This window comes from Paraburkholderia sp. BL10I2N1 (genome assembly GCF_004361815.1).
Lineage (GTDB): Bacteria > Pseudomonadota > Gammaproteobacteria > Burkholderiales > Burkholderiaceae > Paraburkholderia.
This window is the reverse complement of record NZ_SNWA01000001.1, coordinates 400,405-416,192: the sequence shown is the minus strand read 5'-3', so window position 1 is coordinate 416,192 and position 15,788 is coordinate 400,405. Positions and strand designations below refer to the sequence as shown.

15 protein-coding genes are annotated in these 15,788 nt (G+C 62.1%); 9 read left to right on the top strand and 6 right to left on the bottom strand.

Annotated features, from left to right (window positions below):
- The first annotated feature begins 57 nt into the window (after positions 1-57).
- Genes B0G77_RS01970 through B0G77_RS01960 form a run of 3 tightly spaced genes read left to right on the top strand, consistent with a single transcriptional unit; the run spans position 58 to position 2,922 of the window.
- Positions 58-1,314 carry a hypothetical protein gene (locus tag B0G77_RS01970; protein ID WP_133660612.1) on the top strand — a complete coding sequence of 419 codons (1,257 nt, stop codon included), beginning with the start codon at positions 58-60 and terminating at the stop codon, positions 1,312-1,314.
- Positions 1,314-1,865, top strand: a complete 552-nt coding sequence (locus B0G77_RS01965; RefSeq protein WP_133660611.1) for a plasmid stabilization protein — start codon at positions 1,314-1,316, stop codon at positions 1,863-1,865. Before B0G77_RS01970 ends, B0G77_RS01965 begins: the two co-directional genes overlap by 1 nt.
- 1 nt (position 1,866) lies before the next feature.
- Positions 1,867-2,922: a relaxase/mobilization nuclease domain-containing protein gene (locus tag B0G77_RS01960; protein WP_133660610.1), complete on the top strand. Its 1,056-nt coding sequence runs from the start codon at positions 1,867-1,869 to the stop codon at positions 2,920-2,922.
- A gap of 881 nt (positions 2,923-3,803) precedes the next feature.
- Here the strand turns inward: B0G77_RS01960 and B0G77_RS01955 are convergent.
- The 4 genes from B0G77_RS01955 to B0G77_RS01940 all read right to left on the bottom strand — a co-directional run bounded on the left by B0G77_RS01955 (position 3,804) and on the right by B0G77_RS01940 (position 6,991).
- Positions 3,804-4,382, bottom strand: coding sequence for a hypothetical protein (locus B0G77_RS01955; RefSeq protein ID WP_133660609.1), 579 nt, complete (start codon positions 4,380-4,382; stop codon positions 3,804-3,806).
- Positions 4,383-4,584: 202 nt separating this feature from the next.
- A complete protein-coding gene (locus tag B0G77_RS01950) occupies positions 4,585-4,920 on the bottom strand; it encodes an acyl-homoserine-lactone synthase (protein WP_133660608.1) in 336 nt (111 codons plus the stop codon).
- Positions 4,921-5,181: 261 nt separating this feature from the next.
- Complete coding sequence (locus B0G77_RS01945) at positions 5,182-5,967, bottom strand: LuxR family transcriptional regulator (protein WP_133660607.1); 786 nt, start codon at positions 5,965-5,967, stop codon at positions 5,182-5,184.
- A gap of 727 nt (positions 5,968-6,694) precedes the next feature.
- Entirely contained in the window at positions 6,695-6,991 is a 297-nt protein-coding gene (locus B0G77_RS01940; RefSeq protein WP_133660606.1) for a hypothetical protein, read from the bottom strand.
- A 420-nt stretch (positions 6,992-7,411) separates the two neighbouring features.
- Between B0G77_RS01940 and B0G77_RS01935 the strand changes: the two genes are divergently transcribed.
- Entirely contained in the window at positions 7,412-8,212 is an 801-nt protein-coding gene (locus B0G77_RS01935; RefSeq protein WP_243750900.1) for an FCD domain-containing protein, read from the top strand.
- Between the two features lie 57 nt (positions 8,213-8,269).
- Here B0G77_RS01935 and B0G77_RS01930 read toward each other — a convergent pair whose 3' ends face one another.
- Positions 8,270-9,694 (bottom strand): amidase family protein, encoded by a 1,425-nt coding sequence (locus B0G77_RS01930; protein WP_133660604.1) that lies wholly within the window; start codon positions 9,692-9,694, stop codon positions 8,270-8,272.
- 616 nt (positions 9,695-10,310) lie between these two features.
- Positions 10,311-10,643: a helix-turn-helix transcriptional regulator gene (locus B0G77_RS01925; RefSeq protein WP_133660603.1), complete on the bottom strand. Its 333-nt coding sequence runs from the start codon at positions 10,641-10,643 to the stop codon at positions 10,311-10,313.
- A 475-nt stretch (positions 10,644-11,118) separates the two neighbouring features.
- Between B0G77_RS01925 and B0G77_RS01920 the strand changes: the two genes are divergently transcribed.
- The 5 genes from B0G77_RS01920 to B0G77_RS01900 all read left to right on the top strand — a co-directional run bounded on the left by B0G77_RS01920 (position 11,119) and on the right by B0G77_RS01900 (position 15,722).
- Positions 11,119-11,994, top strand: coding sequence for a branched-chain amino acid ABC transporter permease (locus B0G77_RS01920; protein WP_133660602.1), 876 nt, complete (start codon positions 11,119-11,121; stop codon positions 11,992-11,994).
- A 93-nt stretch (positions 11,995-12,087) separates the two neighbouring features.
- A complete protein-coding gene (locus B0G77_RS01915; RefSeq protein ID WP_243751093.1) occupies positions 12,088-13,044 on the top strand; it encodes a branched-chain amino acid ABC transporter permease in 957 nt (318 codons plus the stop codon).
- Positions 13,044-13,778: an ATP-binding cassette domain-containing protein gene (locus B0G77_RS01910; protein ID WP_133660601.1), complete on the top strand. Its 735-nt coding sequence runs from the start codon at positions 13,044-13,046 to the stop codon at positions 13,776-13,778. The genes B0G77_RS01915 and B0G77_RS01910 overlap by 1 nt, the downstream gene beginning before the upstream one ends.
- Entirely contained in the window at positions 13,765-14,508 is a 744-nt protein-coding gene (locus B0G77_RS01905) for an ABC transporter ATP-binding protein (RefSeq protein ID WP_133660600.1), read from the top strand. Before B0G77_RS01910 ends, B0G77_RS01905 begins: the two co-directional genes overlap by 14 nt.
- A gap of 14 nt (positions 14,509-14,522) precedes the next feature.
- Complete coding sequence (locus B0G77_RS01900; RefSeq protein ID WP_133664005.1) at positions 14,523-15,722, top strand: ABC transporter substrate-binding protein; 1,200 nt, start codon at positions 14,523-14,525, stop codon at positions 15,720-15,722.
- Positions 15,723-15,788: the final 66 nt, after the last annotated feature.

Below are 15,788 nucleotides of genomic sequence, written 5' to 3'. Positions count from 1 at the left end.
TTTGGGACGCGGCCAGGCGAAGGCACTGAACCCTTCGATGTATCGAGGAGCAGGATCATGACAGAGACATCTTCAGGTAGCGTGGCCGATCAGGACGCCGCCATCCACGTGATCGAACTGACTGAGCGCGACGTGCCATTGCCAGGCGCGGCGACTGTCGGGCGGAACGACCAGGGCCGTGGATCAGCCGGCAAACTGGACGGGACGGCGCTCGATGCCGTTGCCGTGCGTCGGAGCCGCGAGTTCGATGCGGCTCGCGCACGTCCGCGCGAGCGCGCGGGGCGTGATGACGCATGGCAGGCGCACGCACGGGAGCCGGGTGCCGCTGCCGTCCCCGACACGCCCGATGCGGATACCGCAACCGGTCCGCAGGCTCGCGGCCCCGGCTACACGCATGAGGGTGGCTCGGGCGCCCGGGTTGAGCCGGACACCACAACCTCTCGCGCGGACCCGGCGGCGCCCGGGATGCAGGAAGCCGGAGCGCGGCCGGCGCGCACGCTCCCGGTCGCAGCAGTGGATTCTCCGGCTGGAAAGCGTGCGAAGGCCGACCCACCGGAGCGCACGCAGACCAGGCCCGCCGGCAATCGCGAGGACGATGCGCCGCGCTACACCGGCGAGCTGATCGGGCATGGCGGTGCGCCGTATCAGCACAACCCCGCGCGCAGCGCGTCGCACTACGTGGTCTTCCGTGATCACGCGGGTATCGATCATGTCGTGCGGGGTGTGGATCTGGAACGCGCGATTGCGCAGTCGGGTGCACAGGCCGGGCAGGTGATCACCCTGGAAAATCCCGGCAGGCGCTGGGCGACCATCGAGTCTCCCGTTTTCGATGCAACAGGCACAGTCATGCGTCAGGAAGAAAAGGAGGGCTACCGCAATACTTGGCAGGTTCAAGTGTTGCAGCCGCAGCGGACTACGCAACCGCACGAGTCACCGAACGAGTCACCGCACGAGTCACCGCACGAGTCACCGCCCCGGCCTGACCGGCAGCCCGCGATAGAGGTCCCTGGAGGCGCCCTGTCGCAGGACCGTTCGGCTGCACTGACAGACGAAGAGCGCGTGCTGCACCTGGCCGTGGTGGCGGCAGCGATGCGTGAACAGGGTTTCAGTGAGCGGTCGGTCGCGCGCGTGCGGGCGTGCGCAGCACGGATGCTCGATACGTTCCGGGCGGAAGGTGTTGCCGTGCCCGCCCCGAAAGTCTATGACCCGAAAGCGCCGTCGACACGGACGCGGCGCGTGCGGTCGTCCCCTGATCGTGCGGCCAGCCGCGAGCTCGATCGCCCTGCGTTGGGCCAGTCATTGCCGGGGCTGTGATGGCAGCCATCAGGCATCGGACACAGTTGCAGGTTGGGCTGGCGGGGTTCAGGCCGCAGTGGGACGCCTGGTGTGAACACAGAGGCGTCACGCCCGCCGAAGGGGTGCGACAACTGATTGCAGCAGCGCTTGCCCGCGCACCGGAATGCGCATCCCCCCAGACAGGCACGCAGCTGCCAGCGCCAGTTGTCGGTGAACGCTGCAAACGGATCTATATCCGCCTGACCGCTGCGGAGCTCGATGCTGTTGTGCATATGGCCGCGGCGGCGGGATTCCCGACCAACCGGTGGATTGTCGCGCTCATCCGCGCGCGACTCACCGGCGCGCCGCAATTCGGCGAGCGCGAGATGGTGCTGCTCGCCGCGTCGAACCGCGAACTCGCGACGATCGGTCGGTTTCTGGGCGCGATCGCACGCGCCTGCGACGCCATGCCCGCGCAGATCGAAAATTCCGAGCTGCACCTGCTGGCGGGAATCAAGAATCGTCTCGACACACACCTGCGAACGGTTGCTGATCTCGTTCGCGCGAACCTCGACCGCTGGAGCCGCTAGCATGCCTTACCCGAAAGTCTATATCGACGCGATGCTGCTCAACTGGGGCGACCGGCTCTTCTATGAGCCACTCAGGCACGTGCGCGAACCTCGAACGGGGCGCGTCAGATTGCGCGATGAGGCTGCCCGGCTTCGTGCCCAGGTCGCCCGCACGCTGAAAGCGGCCCCGGAAGTGATGGTGAAGATAACGAACAGGGCATCGGGCGCACAGGGCATGGGCGCGGTGCGCCGTCATCTGCGCTACATCTCGCGCAATGGCGAGATCGAGCTCGAGGATCAGGACGGCCAGCTCATCGCGGGTGCTGCGGCGGTGGGGGATCTCGCGCACGCGTGGCAGCTGGGCGGCTGGGGCATTCCTGAGGAAAGCCAGCGCAGGGAGGTGTTCAATGTCCTGCTGTCGATGCCGCCGGGCACCGATCGTCAGGCCGTGCGAGGCGCGGCACGCGCGTTTGCCGCGGACGAGTTTGGCGACGGTCGAAGCTACGTTTTTGCAGCGCATGACGACGAAGCGCATCCGCACGTGCATCTGAGCGTGCAGGTGAGGGGGCGCAACGGCAGGCGTCTCCATCCGTGCCCCAAGGACCTGCAGCGCTGGCGCGAGCGCTTCGCGCAACAGTTGCGTGCGCACGGGGTGGAGGCGAATGCGACATCCCGGCGCACACGCGGTGCGACACAACGGTATCCGAAGCAGGCCGTCGTTCGCATGCTTGATCGCGGCGAAACACCGCGCTACTGGCGCCCGGTGGTGAGCGGCACACAACGCCGGGCGGCCTATGGGGCGCATGGCGGCGTGTTTGCCGCGTGGCGTGAGATCGCGCGTGCGATGGCGGCATCGGAGGAGCCGGCCGACCGGAAAATAGCGGTCGGCATCGCGGATTTCGTACGGGCGATGCCCATACAGCGCGACGGGCCAATGGTCGAGCCCACGCAAGCTGCACCGCGCGTGAACGGGAAAGACCGGATCCCCGGCGTCGCAGGCAACGTGCAGCGAGGCATCGGGCCAGGCCTTTCGGGCAAGCCCGGCGGCTCTGATGTGGAGCCGGACCTTGAGCGCTGATCAGGCGAGGCGATGACGCGCAGCCCAATGGGCCATTTCATGTATTGGCGCCAAGCGCCCCCTGGCCGATATGCTGATCCCGCACTTTCCGCCGCATACCTGTAGTGTCCAGGTATGCGCTGATGCTGCGTTCCTTCCCTTCATGTCATTGGCGATCTGAAAGTCGTCAAAAACTTACGGTGTGAAACTCACTGCGTGGAACCGACTTTTCCTGGTTCATTTTCTTCGGGGCCCGGTTTGTCTAAAGCCTGGTTCTTCTTTATTTTTCTTCGCTCCGTTCTCCTGCTTCCCTTGTAGTTGCCGCATTCTCCGTGGATTAGCCACTGCGGTGAGTCGCGGCGCAGAACCAGCTTGACCCTTGATCCCGCCATCGTGCTATCGCTTCATCAGTGTGAATTTCAAACCGTCCGTTTTCATCGAATTCCACGCCGCTGGTGACACCTTCATGCAGACACCTGCTGCAGCCGAAGTGCCGAACGACGTGAGCGATGATCTTGTCAACGTCCATCGCTGGCGGCTTGCGGTCGATCCGCGAATGAACGGATGACTCGCGTTCGAGGCGCGAGTGGCATGAGAAATGAAGCCACCTTACCGATACTGCCGTTAGCGCCGTCGGGTCCCAGCACGCTTGTCCAACGCACGTCTGCCGTGACATTCTGCCGAAGCGCCACATGAGCTGTGGTCGCGAAACATCGAAGCGATCAGGCCGCAGAAGAGCGGACAAAGTCCCTGCACGCCGCCTGAGCCAACTCCGTGCGTGCCTCTACAGATTGCGAGTGGCCGCGAGCAATATCAGTCACGATGCCCTCGCCTTCCCGGAAGCCGTGTCACGTCGCTCTTCGATGCGCTTTCGGCAAGAGATGCGCGAATCGGCCCTGTCGTCACGAGATGCTGTCGGGAAAGGCAGATTTCGGGCGATGCCGACCGGCCGCCTCACGGATGGCATCGGGCCGAATCGCCGCAGCAAGGGTCTGGGCGCTCCGCGATGCCTCTCCGCTGGCCTGCCCTTTCAAACCGAGCCGCTCATCGATCGCGTGGGCGACCGTGGTGGACTTCGGCGGGCGGCCATCGTCGTAGTGGCCCGAAAACATGTGCATGACCTCGAAGAGCCCTGACAGCGTCGACGTCAGGTACGGCAACTGGACCGCCACCCGCTGAGCCGACGCGGTCGGTGCCGCGCCGACCCGCTCGCCTGCATATCGTGCATCGGCCAGCATGGCACGCAGCGATTCGATCTCCCGTTCCAGTCGCTCTTCGTCTACGTCGTGCCTGGCGAGCAAACGGCCGATTGCCTTTTGCAGCGCCGCTATCTGCTGGTCGCGCCCCTTGAGCCGCTCCGTCAAGTCTCGTACGCTGCGTTCCGCCTGCTCTGCGCGTCTGTGCCAGCCTTGCGGTCCAGCGTCTGGCGCAATGCTCTCGATGCTGGGTGGCATTTGCGCTTCATTGTTCGCATGGTTCACGATACGTCTCTCATTATCTGCGGCGCGACGCCGCATCGGTCCCGTTCGTGGCTTTCCCTCCTGCACATCGCACGATGTGCGTTCAGCCTTCGGCTGGCGCAGATGGTCAGCTGCCTTTTCAAGGTACATGCAAGACGGCCTCAGTCTTTCGTCTGTTCAGGATGACTCACGTCATCAATCTACAGCACGGATTCCCTGCTGGTCACTGTATTCCCAGGCGTGCCCGATCGCTGGCAACGCGTAGTTTCGGGACATTGCGGAACGCCTGTTTCCTTTGCCTAAACTGTCCCCGACGATTGTAATGACCTGTTGTCGGCAGCAAGCGGGCGCAACCGCATACCTGGTGTCCAGCTCCCAGGGCGACGACATGCACCGTCGGGTTGTCATCGAACTGATCCCATTCCAACGGCTCGCTATCTGCCTCGTTTGCCAGCGTCCAGCCAAGGCGGCGCACGAAGACGTCGTAACGGTATGATCCGAGTCCCATGCGCATATCTGCCGGCAGGTCGTTCAACCTGCCCGCCACGACGGAGGGCATGTTTGCCCCCTTGTTAAAGTCAGTTGCTTCAAGATTAGATCAATACGTATTGCAGTTGAACTACCTGGTTAAGCAGGGGCGGAAAATGTGAAGTGCTCGAACCGGGCGGCGACAATTGCACTGTCCTGAGCCTGTCGGCTTCCGGTCGTGTCGTAGACAACCGTTTTGGCCAGAGACGATGACCCACCGACGGCGCCGGGAGGCAACGGGCTATCAGGATGACTGATGGAGGCTAGGACAAGCGCTCAGCCCGGATTTCATTCATGGCCAGATGAGTGCCTTTGTCGCGGCTCTGACCGCCGCTTCTACCCGGCTGTGAGTATGCAGCTTCTCCATGGCACGCTTTAAATGATAATTGACTGTATGCTCGGAGATACCCATGAGCCTGCCGATATCCCATGATGACTTTCCACGAGCCGTCCACGTCAGGCAATCGCGCTCACGTTGCGTAAGCTGGATCTGCGCAATGGCAGTCAGAGGGGCCTTCAGGCGTTCGAATTGCAGGTGAAACTGTGTACTCAGCAGGTACAAGCGCTGATACATGCTTTCGGCGTCGGCGGTGAACGCGTCGCTCGACAGGCTGAATAAAAGGACACGCCCCATGGGCTCATGTATCGGAATGCTCATCCCATCCGAAAGTCCTGCATCACGCGCTTCATCGAGCACGCGCCGCTCGAGTGTGCTCAGATTGGCGATGTCCCGCCAGCGGTAAGGGACTGTTCGGACAAGGGCGGCGCGATGAACCGGATCAATGACGGCATAGTTGTTTCTCTGATAGTGTTGAACCCATTGCTCCGGATAGTGGATCGAGATTATCTCGAACGATTCATCGGGCTGTTGAATCAGCTCCGCCCGGGAGAATTTTGCAATCACGTAGTGGGAAAAGCCCAAACGATGTGCGGCTTCTTCGAAAGATTTGATAAGAGAGGCCGGATCGTGAGCGCGCGAAAAGGCGGTAATGAACGAATGGGTCCAGGACGGCCTGTTCGGTATCTCGAGCGCAGTCCGCGATGCTTTCGGGAACTGCCGCCGAAGGATATAAGCCATGTTGCGACGTTCCCTTCATGAACCGCCAGATTTAAGACCGATTTCACCGCCACGCTAGTGCATCTCCAGATGCGGTTGCCGTCATCGCGGGGAGTCGTCAGGGGTGCGCCCGCCATGTCCTGGCTTGCGAGCATCCGCGCACATCTTCCTGCCGTCGAGCTTGGATTTCGGAGTTTCAACCGTGATGATGTCGCTCGAGTCGGGTTCTTGCGCTCGCATTGTCGAATTGAGTTGCATTCGATTTCGAATCCTGCCGCCAGAAGAATCCAGCTGAACGCTACTGCCGCTGGTATTGCAGTGCTCCTAAATGAGTGCGATGCGGATTGGGTAGGGGGCACACCGCATCAATGAAAAAAATTATTATAGATTCACCTGATTAGATGCGGTAGGAGAAATCCGACAATAAGATTCCGTCACTTACCTTGCCAGTCCACCCCGGCTCTACGGTGACGATGCATGTATGTCCTTGATGCTCGTGACAATTGCTATGCAGCCCCGGCGGGACCAACCTAGGCGGTAGTGTCAGGGACATGACACCACGGGGTCAGGTAGCAGCCGCTGTTCGATTGATCCTGTCGTCAAGGATCGCTGCTTCTGGGACGCGCGGATCGATCTATGCGGCATAGACTCGATGCAAGGCCATCAGCGTGCTGAGCGACGGCGAGTCACGCCGGGATCCGGCTGAGCGTACCAGTGATGTCCGCGATCGCGGAGTCTACAGACTGACTTAACGCTCGAAGAGTGCCGCGTCAGAAAACCCGCCGAGCCCATTTGCGAACAATAGGAGTGGCTCGCCAGCCAACAGACTGGTGCAGTCCGGCAGATCGATGATTGTATCGCTTGCCATAGCATGGGCAATGTCCGAAAAATTTTCACTGAAAAGTCGCTCCTGATGAATGCTCAGGGACGGCAGCAAACGATGCCATCCCGGGAGGTTGTCGATCAGCTGATCCAGCGGCAGGGCATGATCGGCGAAACAGCCGCGGGTCTCATCGAACGTCGGATATCGGGATGGTTCAGCCATCGTCGGTCCTCGGGGGGCTCATTCAGGCGCGTGGGCGTACGGATCGTGTATCGTGGGCGTCCGCTCCGGGTCGCGCTCCGGCTTCGGGTGCGTGCGCGTTGAGATTTGTGCATGCACCATTACGTTCACAGCGTAGGCGGGGCCGGGTGGTTCCGGCTACCTGCCAAACTTCGTAGGTTCCTCGCGACCCGTGCTGGTGTCATATGTGGCATGTTTCGTGGGTGCCGGCTTGACGAACATCGTGGCGGGCTGCCACTACCGGGAGCGTTTGTTCGCGTCTGGTCAGCGCCGGACATCAGGAATGGTAGATGGGCTGACTGCGGATCGCGGATAATGACTTAACCTGATCAATCAATAAATTTTCCAGCTATGGGTGCGACGCGCAGCGCAAAACGAACAACCGGAACGGAATTTGAGCCGTTGCCGCAGCGGGGCAGGCGAGGCCCACGCACGACCAAACGGGGCGACCAGGTCGCCGAACAGATCAAGCGCCGGATAACGGAAGGCAAGCTGCGGCCAGGCATTCGTTTGCGCAAGGAAATCGAATTGCAGCAGGAGTTCAACGTGAGCCGCGGCTCGATGCGTGACGCGCTCAAGGCGCTCGAAGTGCAGGGGCTGGTTGCGCTGAGCACCGGACCCGAAGGTGGCGCGACGGTTACGCAGGTGCCGCTTGAACGCGCGTTCCAGGGGCTGCAGAACTATCTGTTCTTTCAGGGCATCGGTATCGAGGACATCTATGCCGTGCGCCGGGCACTCGAGCCGTTGCTGGCAGCGGGCGCAGTCCCGCATCTGACTCCCGAGGATTTCGCGGCGCTCGAAAAGAGCGTGGATGTATGCGAGCCGTTCACAGCCAGTCATGAGCGCGCGCTCGATCAACGCCACGAAGATATCCACTTTCACGACGTGCTGGCGGCAGCCAACCCCAATGCGTTTCTGCGATGCCTGTGCCAGATCATCAACCAGATGCTGCATAACCTGGTGGTCGTGGCAGGCAACGTGACTCAACAGGACTATCAGGCATTCGGCAGGGACACGGCGGCCGCGCATCGGGCGATACTGGATGCTGCACGGCGTCGCGACGCCGACGTCGTCGGCAGAATAATGCTTGAGCACATGGAGCAAGCAGAAGCCCAGTTGCGCAAGGTGCACGCTGCTCTCCGGCAAAAGCTGGTGCTCGATTCGGAGCTCGGCTTGCATGCGAAAGGGATAAAACCGTTGTAGGGCCACGCGAGGATCGCTCAGAGAGGAAGTGTCAACGCGGCGCGTGTGGCTTACCTGTCATGCCGATGCGCCAGGCTGCCGGGCAGCACTAGCCGTGCGGAAGATTTCAGCCAGGGGGACGCGCCCGAAAGCCTGTTCGAATACGTGGCTTGCCCACAGAACAAGCGCATCGGCGTGGCGCCCACCCACGATTTGTATGCCGATGGGCATGCCGGAGTCACTCATGCCGCCATAGACACTGGCAGCGGGCAAGCCCAACTGATTGCACCAGGCGGTGAAATACGGAAAGAGTTCATCGCCCGCAGGCAGTTCAGCAAGCGGCATCGCCAGGCGCGGATAGACCGGGCAGAGGACAAGCTCGTAGCGTTCGAAGAACGCATTGACGGCGGCACCCCATTCGCCTCGCTCAATCAGTGCGCCGATCAGTGCCTTGCGGGACACGCGGCTGCCGGCGCGAGCGTATGCCTGCAGCGATGTGTCGAGCAGGGTCCGGGTATCAGGCATGCTATCGGCAAGCTGGCTGCAGCAGGCCGACCACAGAAGCGCGTGGATCGCATTGCAGCGGTCAACGCCCGGTGGGTTTGCCTGCTCAACCTGCGCCCCCAGTTCGCGGAAGACTTCGCTGGCGTGCGCGACGGCCATGTGGACCGGTTGCGCCACATCAACCGGCAATCCCAGGGACGGGCTGTAAGCGATGCGAATGCCGTCGCGCACGAGCGAGCATTGCAGCCCTTGTTCGTAATCGCTACCGTCGAACGGCAGGGCGTACCAATCGCGCGCGTCTGGCTGAGCGATGACCTTCATGACCCGTGCGGCGTCTTCGACGTTGCGGGTCATTGGGCCGACATGGCTGGTAAGCGCAAACGGCCCGCGCGGCGCATGCGGTACGCGGCCGAAGCTGGGCTTGAAGCCAAATATGCCGGTGAACGCCGCCGGAATCCGGATCGAGCCACCGCCATCGGTGCCAATCGCCAGTGGACCTATGCCCAGTGCAACGGCCGCCGCAGCACCGCCGCTGCTGCCGCCCGGCGTACAGCTCAGGCGCCACGGATTGCGGGTCACGCCTGTCAACGGGCTATCGGTCACGATCTTGTGTGCGAAGTCGGGAAGCGTCGTTTTGCCGAAGCAGATGACACCCGCTTCGCGCAGCCGCGCAACCGCTGGACTGTCCTGTTGCGCAGGCTGGGCGGGTGTCGTGCGCGACCCGTAGCGCGTGGGCATGCCAAGGACGTCCACGTTGTCTTTAATGCTGACCGGAACGCCATCAAGCAGACTGAGCGGTGCACACCGGCGCCACCGTTTTTCGGACGCGCGCGCAGCGTCGAGCGCATCGTCGCCGACGTGGCAGAACGCATTGACGGCCGGATTGACGTCGTGAATGCGGGCGAGCACCTGTTGCATGGCCTCGACGGGTGAGGCCGCCCCTGTCTGATAGAGCGTCGCCAGTTCCCGTGCAGTCAGGTCGCAAAGCTCGTTACTCATGGTGCCTCCTGTTAATTATAATAAATTAGGCTATATGCCCGTGCGTGGCACGTCAAGATAACAATGAGGTGCGGTAATGCGCCGCGTGTTATCGGGGTAAACGCTAGAGATTTTTCCGTTGACAGTTCCGGCGACCTCGCCTAATTTATAGTAATTAATTGTCGGTGTCGGAAAAACCCCGACGAAGCGTGACGCAAGATATGGGTGTCCGGCGTGCAAACGTGGGCGGTACTTGAGGTGATAGACCAAAGGATTGCGACTTCAGTCTCGTCGATGGTTTTGGCGCTGACAGGCTGTTTTAGATTCGAGGCGATGTTGTGAAGCGACCGGCATACGACCGAAAGATAAGCGTTCCGCTCACGTTGACCAGCAAGGAGTCTTGCGCAATGCTCTTTGCGTTTGTACGGCTGAGACTACGGTTACTTTGTGAAGCGAGAAGTGCGCACCGTTCATGTGCGTTGGTCAATGGAACAGCCGTGGTGAACCAAACGGGCAATCGGATGCCGATTCGGTCTTCTGCCGATTTGAGTAGTCGAGAGGCAGTGATCCCGAGTGTATCGGGGGTTGACGCAATTTACCGCGAGAGTTAATCTGCGCGCATTTGGCTAAGAGTTTCTTAGTTTTTATTCTGTGCCAACGCTTCGGCCGCTGAAAGCAGGGCTTCTTTCCGCTGTTTCGTGAGTTTCCCCGCGGCTTCAATAATGCGTGCAAGGAGGTCGTCTTCTTCGTAAAGGAAGCTTGTTGGAATCTGTAGCGCACCAGCAATTCGCTGGCTTGTTGAGAAGTCAGGCGTGTGAACGCCTTTCTCGTACTGATTGATTCTGGGACTTGCGGAGAACTCGTCTATCCCGGCGCGAATGCCCAATTGTTCTTGGGTGAGGCCCGAGCGCAAGCGCGCCTGTTTTAGGCGTCTCGTAAAGACAGAAGGATTTGCGGTGCTGCGTGTCATCCTAAGAGTTTCTTAGATTTCCTCGGCCAACTTGCTAAGACTTTCTTAGTTTTGACGTATTTGTCAGTAATTGGACCTTTGGGCACGTCGAGACTCGACAACACGGTTCACATCAACGGGCGATTGATCAAACCTATGCAAACATCGACAGCCACGTTGTGCCCGGATCTCTTTGGTTCGGTACTTGGACGCTCGGATATGGTTTTGATGGGTACGGGAACGGCGCGGCTAGTCCTGAAGATCGGACGCGATGCGGCCTTGGCCACCTCGGTTGCAAATTTACCGATACGCCGCCAGCACTCCCAACACCCGAGCACGGTAGTGGCCATGCTTGTGTTGACGAATCCGCGCCACGCAGATCGAAGCCCGTTGCAGAGACAAGGGTTTAAAAGGAGCAGCCGCGAGTGATGGAGCCACCGAAAGTTCGAGGGTAACGCGGTTGTAATGTGAAAACAGGATTGCTAATTAATATGCCATGACAGTCATCTTGAATATCCTGAGCTACGTCAGCATCCTGGCGCTCGTTGCGCTCGGCCTGGCCATCGTGTTCGGCATGATGGACATCGTGAACCTGGCACACGCGGAGTGGGTCACGATCGGCGCCTACACGCTGGCAACTGTGCAGGCGGTCGGTGGACCTCAGGCCTATTGGATTGCGCTCGTCCTGGCGCCGATGGTGGGGGCTGTCCTCGGATGGCTCCTGGAATGCACGGTCATCCGCCTGCTGTACCGACGAACGCTGGACACGCTGCTGGCGACCTACGCGGTCAGCCTGATCCTGCAAAAGGCCCTTGAACTGATATTCGGCACGCATCCCCAGCTCGTGTACGCGCCGTTCGGCGGCGCGGTGTCCGTATTCGGTGCGACTTATCCCGCCTATCGGCTGTTCATGATTGCGTTTGCGTGCGCGGTGACCGGTGCGTGCTGGCTCGTTCTGGCCCGCACGCGCTTCGGCACGGAACTGCGCGCCGTGATCCAGCATCCCGCCATGGCCGAAGCGGTCGGCATCGACACGCGGCGCCTGAACCGGTTCGCGTTTGCCGGCGGTTCGGCGCTCGCGTCGCTGGCCGGCGTGCTTGTGGCACCGATGGTCTCGGTGGAATCCCACCTGGGCGTGTATTACCTGGGCAAGGCATTTTTCGTGATCGTGCTGGGCGGCATCGGTTCGGTCCTGGGCAGTCTCGTGGGGAGTGTCTTCATCGGTACGGCCGAGACACTCCTCGGCTACCAGGTCGACCCCTCGTTTGCGTCGGCGCTGGTGCTGATCCTCGCGATCATCGTGATCCGCTTCAGACCCCGGGGGCTGATCCCGGGATTCAGCGCCGCACATCATCTACTGGGAAAGGGGTAAGCCGTGTTTCGACGATTCATGACGCGTTTCGGGCTCTGGTTTTCGCAACCCAGGCTAGGACGCCGCGACGTGCCGTTCCTGGTCACGAGCGCCATGGGATTGGGCATCCTGCTGATTCTGCCGTATCTCGTCACACCCTATGCGTTGATGGCGTTGCGCGACGCGCTGGTATTCGGTCTGTTTGCGCTTAGCTACGACCTGTTGTGGGGAAAGGGCGGAGTCCTGACGCTTGGCCACAGTGCCTTTTTCGGGCTGGGCGCCTACGGCTTTGCGGTCGCGTCCGTCCACATGGGACAGGCGAGCGTCTTTGCGCTCCTGCCCGGACTCCTGTGCGCGGGGACGGTGGCGCTGCTGGTCGGCTATTTCCTGCTCTACGCGGGCGTGCGGCTGCATTTTTTCGCAATTATGAGCATGGCCGTACTGATGATTGCGCAACAGCTCGCCACGAGCTGGCAGTCGGTGACGGGCGGCGACGTTGGCCTCCTGGACATTCCGGGCCTGTCATTGACCCTCGCCGGTCACACACTGGATTGGACCGGCCCGCTCTCGTCCTATCGCCTGGTCGCCGTTATCGTGGCCGTCGCGGCGTGCGCTACATGGCTTGCATGCCGTGGCCGCTACGGCCTGGTGCTCGCCGCGATCGCCACGAACGAATGGCGCGCCAATGCCTGCGGCTATCACACGTCGTTTCACCTGCTGGCGCTGTTCGTTACCTCTGCACTTCTCGCGGCACTCGCCGGCAGCCTGATGGCGGCATGCTCCGGCGTAGTGGCGCCCGACATCTTCTCGCCGCTGCTAGCGACCGAAGTCATTCTGTGGGTGGCTGTCGGTGGCCGTGGTTCGGTTGTGGGACCAGTGATCGCCGCTGTTGCCTTCACGCGCCTGAAGCAGGAGGTCAGCAGCTACAGCACGCAAGGGTGGCCCCTGATGCTTGGTGTGCTGTTTCTTGCAAGCGTCCTCCTGCTGCCGAACGGCTTATCGCGCGTGCGCCGGACACTGATGCGCAGGCGATCGTCGGTGAAAGCGCAACTGGTCGAAGGAGGGCGATGATGGACCAGTCGCTTCTGAGTGCGGCGCATCTGCGCAGGACGTTCGGTGGCATCGACGCGGTGGCCGATGTCGATGTGCAAATCATGCCCCGCGATCTGCTCTGCATCATCGGTCCGAACGGCGCTGGAAAGAGCACGCTGGTCGGATTGCTGTCCGGGGCGATCGCCCCGAGCTCGGGCGTACTGCGCCTCGCAGGCGACACGATGAGCGGTCAGCCCATGCACCAGTTCTGCCGGCGCGGCGTGATCCGCAAATTCCAGGGCACTAACACCTTCCTGTCGCTGAGCGTGCGCGACAATCTCGTCGTGGCAGGACTCGGTGTCGCCTCGTATCGTCCGACGCCGATGCCCGAGCCCGATCAGATCTTGCAGGATATCGGGCTGCGGCAACAGGCTGACGAGCTCGCGGCGCGCCTGCCCCACGGACAGCGCCAATGGCTCGAGATTGGTATGGCCCTCATGTGCCAGCCCGCGCTGCTGTTGCTGGACGAGCCTGCCGCTGGCCTGTCTGCTGATGACTCGCAGCGGATGGTGCGGCTGATCCACCGGATGAGCGAGCGTTTTGCCGTGGTCGCCATCGAGCACGATCTGGGCTTCGTGCGCGCGCTCGAATGCGAGACGTGGGTCATGCATCGCGGAGAGATTGTCCGGCGCGGCAGCTATGCCGACATTGCCCGGGACGAGGAGATCCAGCGCATCTATCTCGGACGGGGAGCACGCGATGCTGCACATTGACGATCTATCGGGCGGCTATGGTGACGTGCCGGTATTGCGCGGTATCACGTGCGATCTTGCGCGCAACGAAATCGTGGGCGTGCTGGGCTGCAACGGTGCCGGCAAGTCGACGCTTGTCAAAGCCATCATCGGCTTGCTGCCGCAGGTCTCGGGCGATATCCGGTTCCTCGGCGAGTCTCTCGTCGGCCTGCGCACGCACGAAATCGCCCGCCGTGGCATCGGCCTCGTGCCGCAGGGGCGCTGGATCTTTCCGAAGCTCACGGTACGCGAGAACCTGATGGTGGGCATGCGCGCGGGAGGCGAGAGCGATATCCCCGAGGCGGTATTTCACTATTTTCCGGTGCTCAGGGCACGTCTCGAGCAAGACGGCGGGACCCTGTCGGGCGGCGAGCAGCAGGTGCTCGCGATCGCACGGGCGCTGTGCGGACGTCCCAAGGTATTGCTGCTGGACGAACCGTCCGATGGCGTGCAACCCAATCTCGTCGACCTGCTCGGCGACGTCATCCCGGCGTTGTGCCGGGAGTCGGGGCTGGCTGTGCTTCTCGTCGAGCAGAACCTCGATCTCGTCCTCAAGACTGCCCAACGGTGCATCGTGCTCGAGAAGGGCGCTGTCGTGCACGCCGAACGCGTCGATCCCGCTGCACAGTGCCTCGACGCTCACGTGCTGGCCGACTACCTGTCACCCGGACATCCTGCCGGACTTTCCCCTTGCTCAAGGAATACTGCATGAAGCGTACTCACACGATGAGCCGGCGCGCGTTTGCCCGGACGCTTACCCAGACGCTCGCCCTGGCCGCAGCAGGCGCCGCAGGCTCGTTCGGCCCGTTTGGCCTGTCCGGCCTCGCCCGCGCGGCGACGCCGCTCAAGATCGGCCTGCTCGCGCCGTTAAGCGGGCCGCTGACGCGGGTGGGAGAAACCAATCGCAACTGCGCGGCGCTCGCCATTGACGAGATCAACGCGGCCGGCGGCGTGCTTGGGCGCCCGCTTCAGTTGCTGGTCGAAGACACCCAGATGTCGACGGCCGTCGCACTGGATAAGGCGCGCCAGCTGTTCATGCGCGATGACGTTGCGATGCTCACCGGCATGGTGCTGCCCGCGGAGCGGGAGGCTGCGCTCCAGGCGGCAGTCGCCGCGAGGCGGCTCGTCGTCTACCCGAACTTTGACGAGGGCCGCTGCCATGCGCAGCTGCTTACCACCGGCCTCGCGATGAACCAGCGCATTGAGCCTGCGATTCAGTGGCTCGTACGCGAGGTCGGCAAAAAGGTGTGTGTGGTGGTGTCGGACATGGGCAGCAACCGGCGCACGCTCGTGCCGCAGTTGCAGGTGTCAATCGAGCGCCACGGGGGGACGCTCGTCGACGTCAGCTATTTCCCGTTCGGCACGCGCGATTTCGGTGCGGTGTTGCAGCGCATCGCTGCGTTGCGCCCGCAGATCGTATGGCACAGCATCGGCGATGACCCGGTCACGTTCGTCAAGCAATACCGGTCATTCTCAATGGAGCCGCAACTCGTGAGTGACATCGCCCATGAATCGCTGTCCATCGCGACTGAAGGGGCGTCCACCGGCACCCTTGGTGTCTCGTCATACTTCATGAGTCTCGATAATGCTGCCAATCGCGCGTTTCTGGCGCGCTACACCGCGCGCTATGCGGACGCGCATGCGCCGCGTCTGGGCGCGTCTGTCGTGGTCCTGCCGCACGGCGAGAACACCTATGCCGGCATCCAGCTTTTCGCGCAGGCGGTGCACCTCGCCGGCAGCATCGAGCCCGGGCGCGTGAAGGCTGCGCTGCCCAGGCTCTCGCTCGCATTGCCGCGCGGTCCGGTGAGCGTGACGGGTGACGGTGGCCACGTGCTGTGCGCCACGCGTATCGGCCGCGCCCGCACGGACAACAGCTTCGAGATCCTCGCCTCGACCGGGCCGATCGCGCCAACCTGTCAGACCTAGCCGGCTACCGGCGCAGACCACGCGGCGATCATTTCCACACCGCAGTGAAATCAATAAATTGAGGAC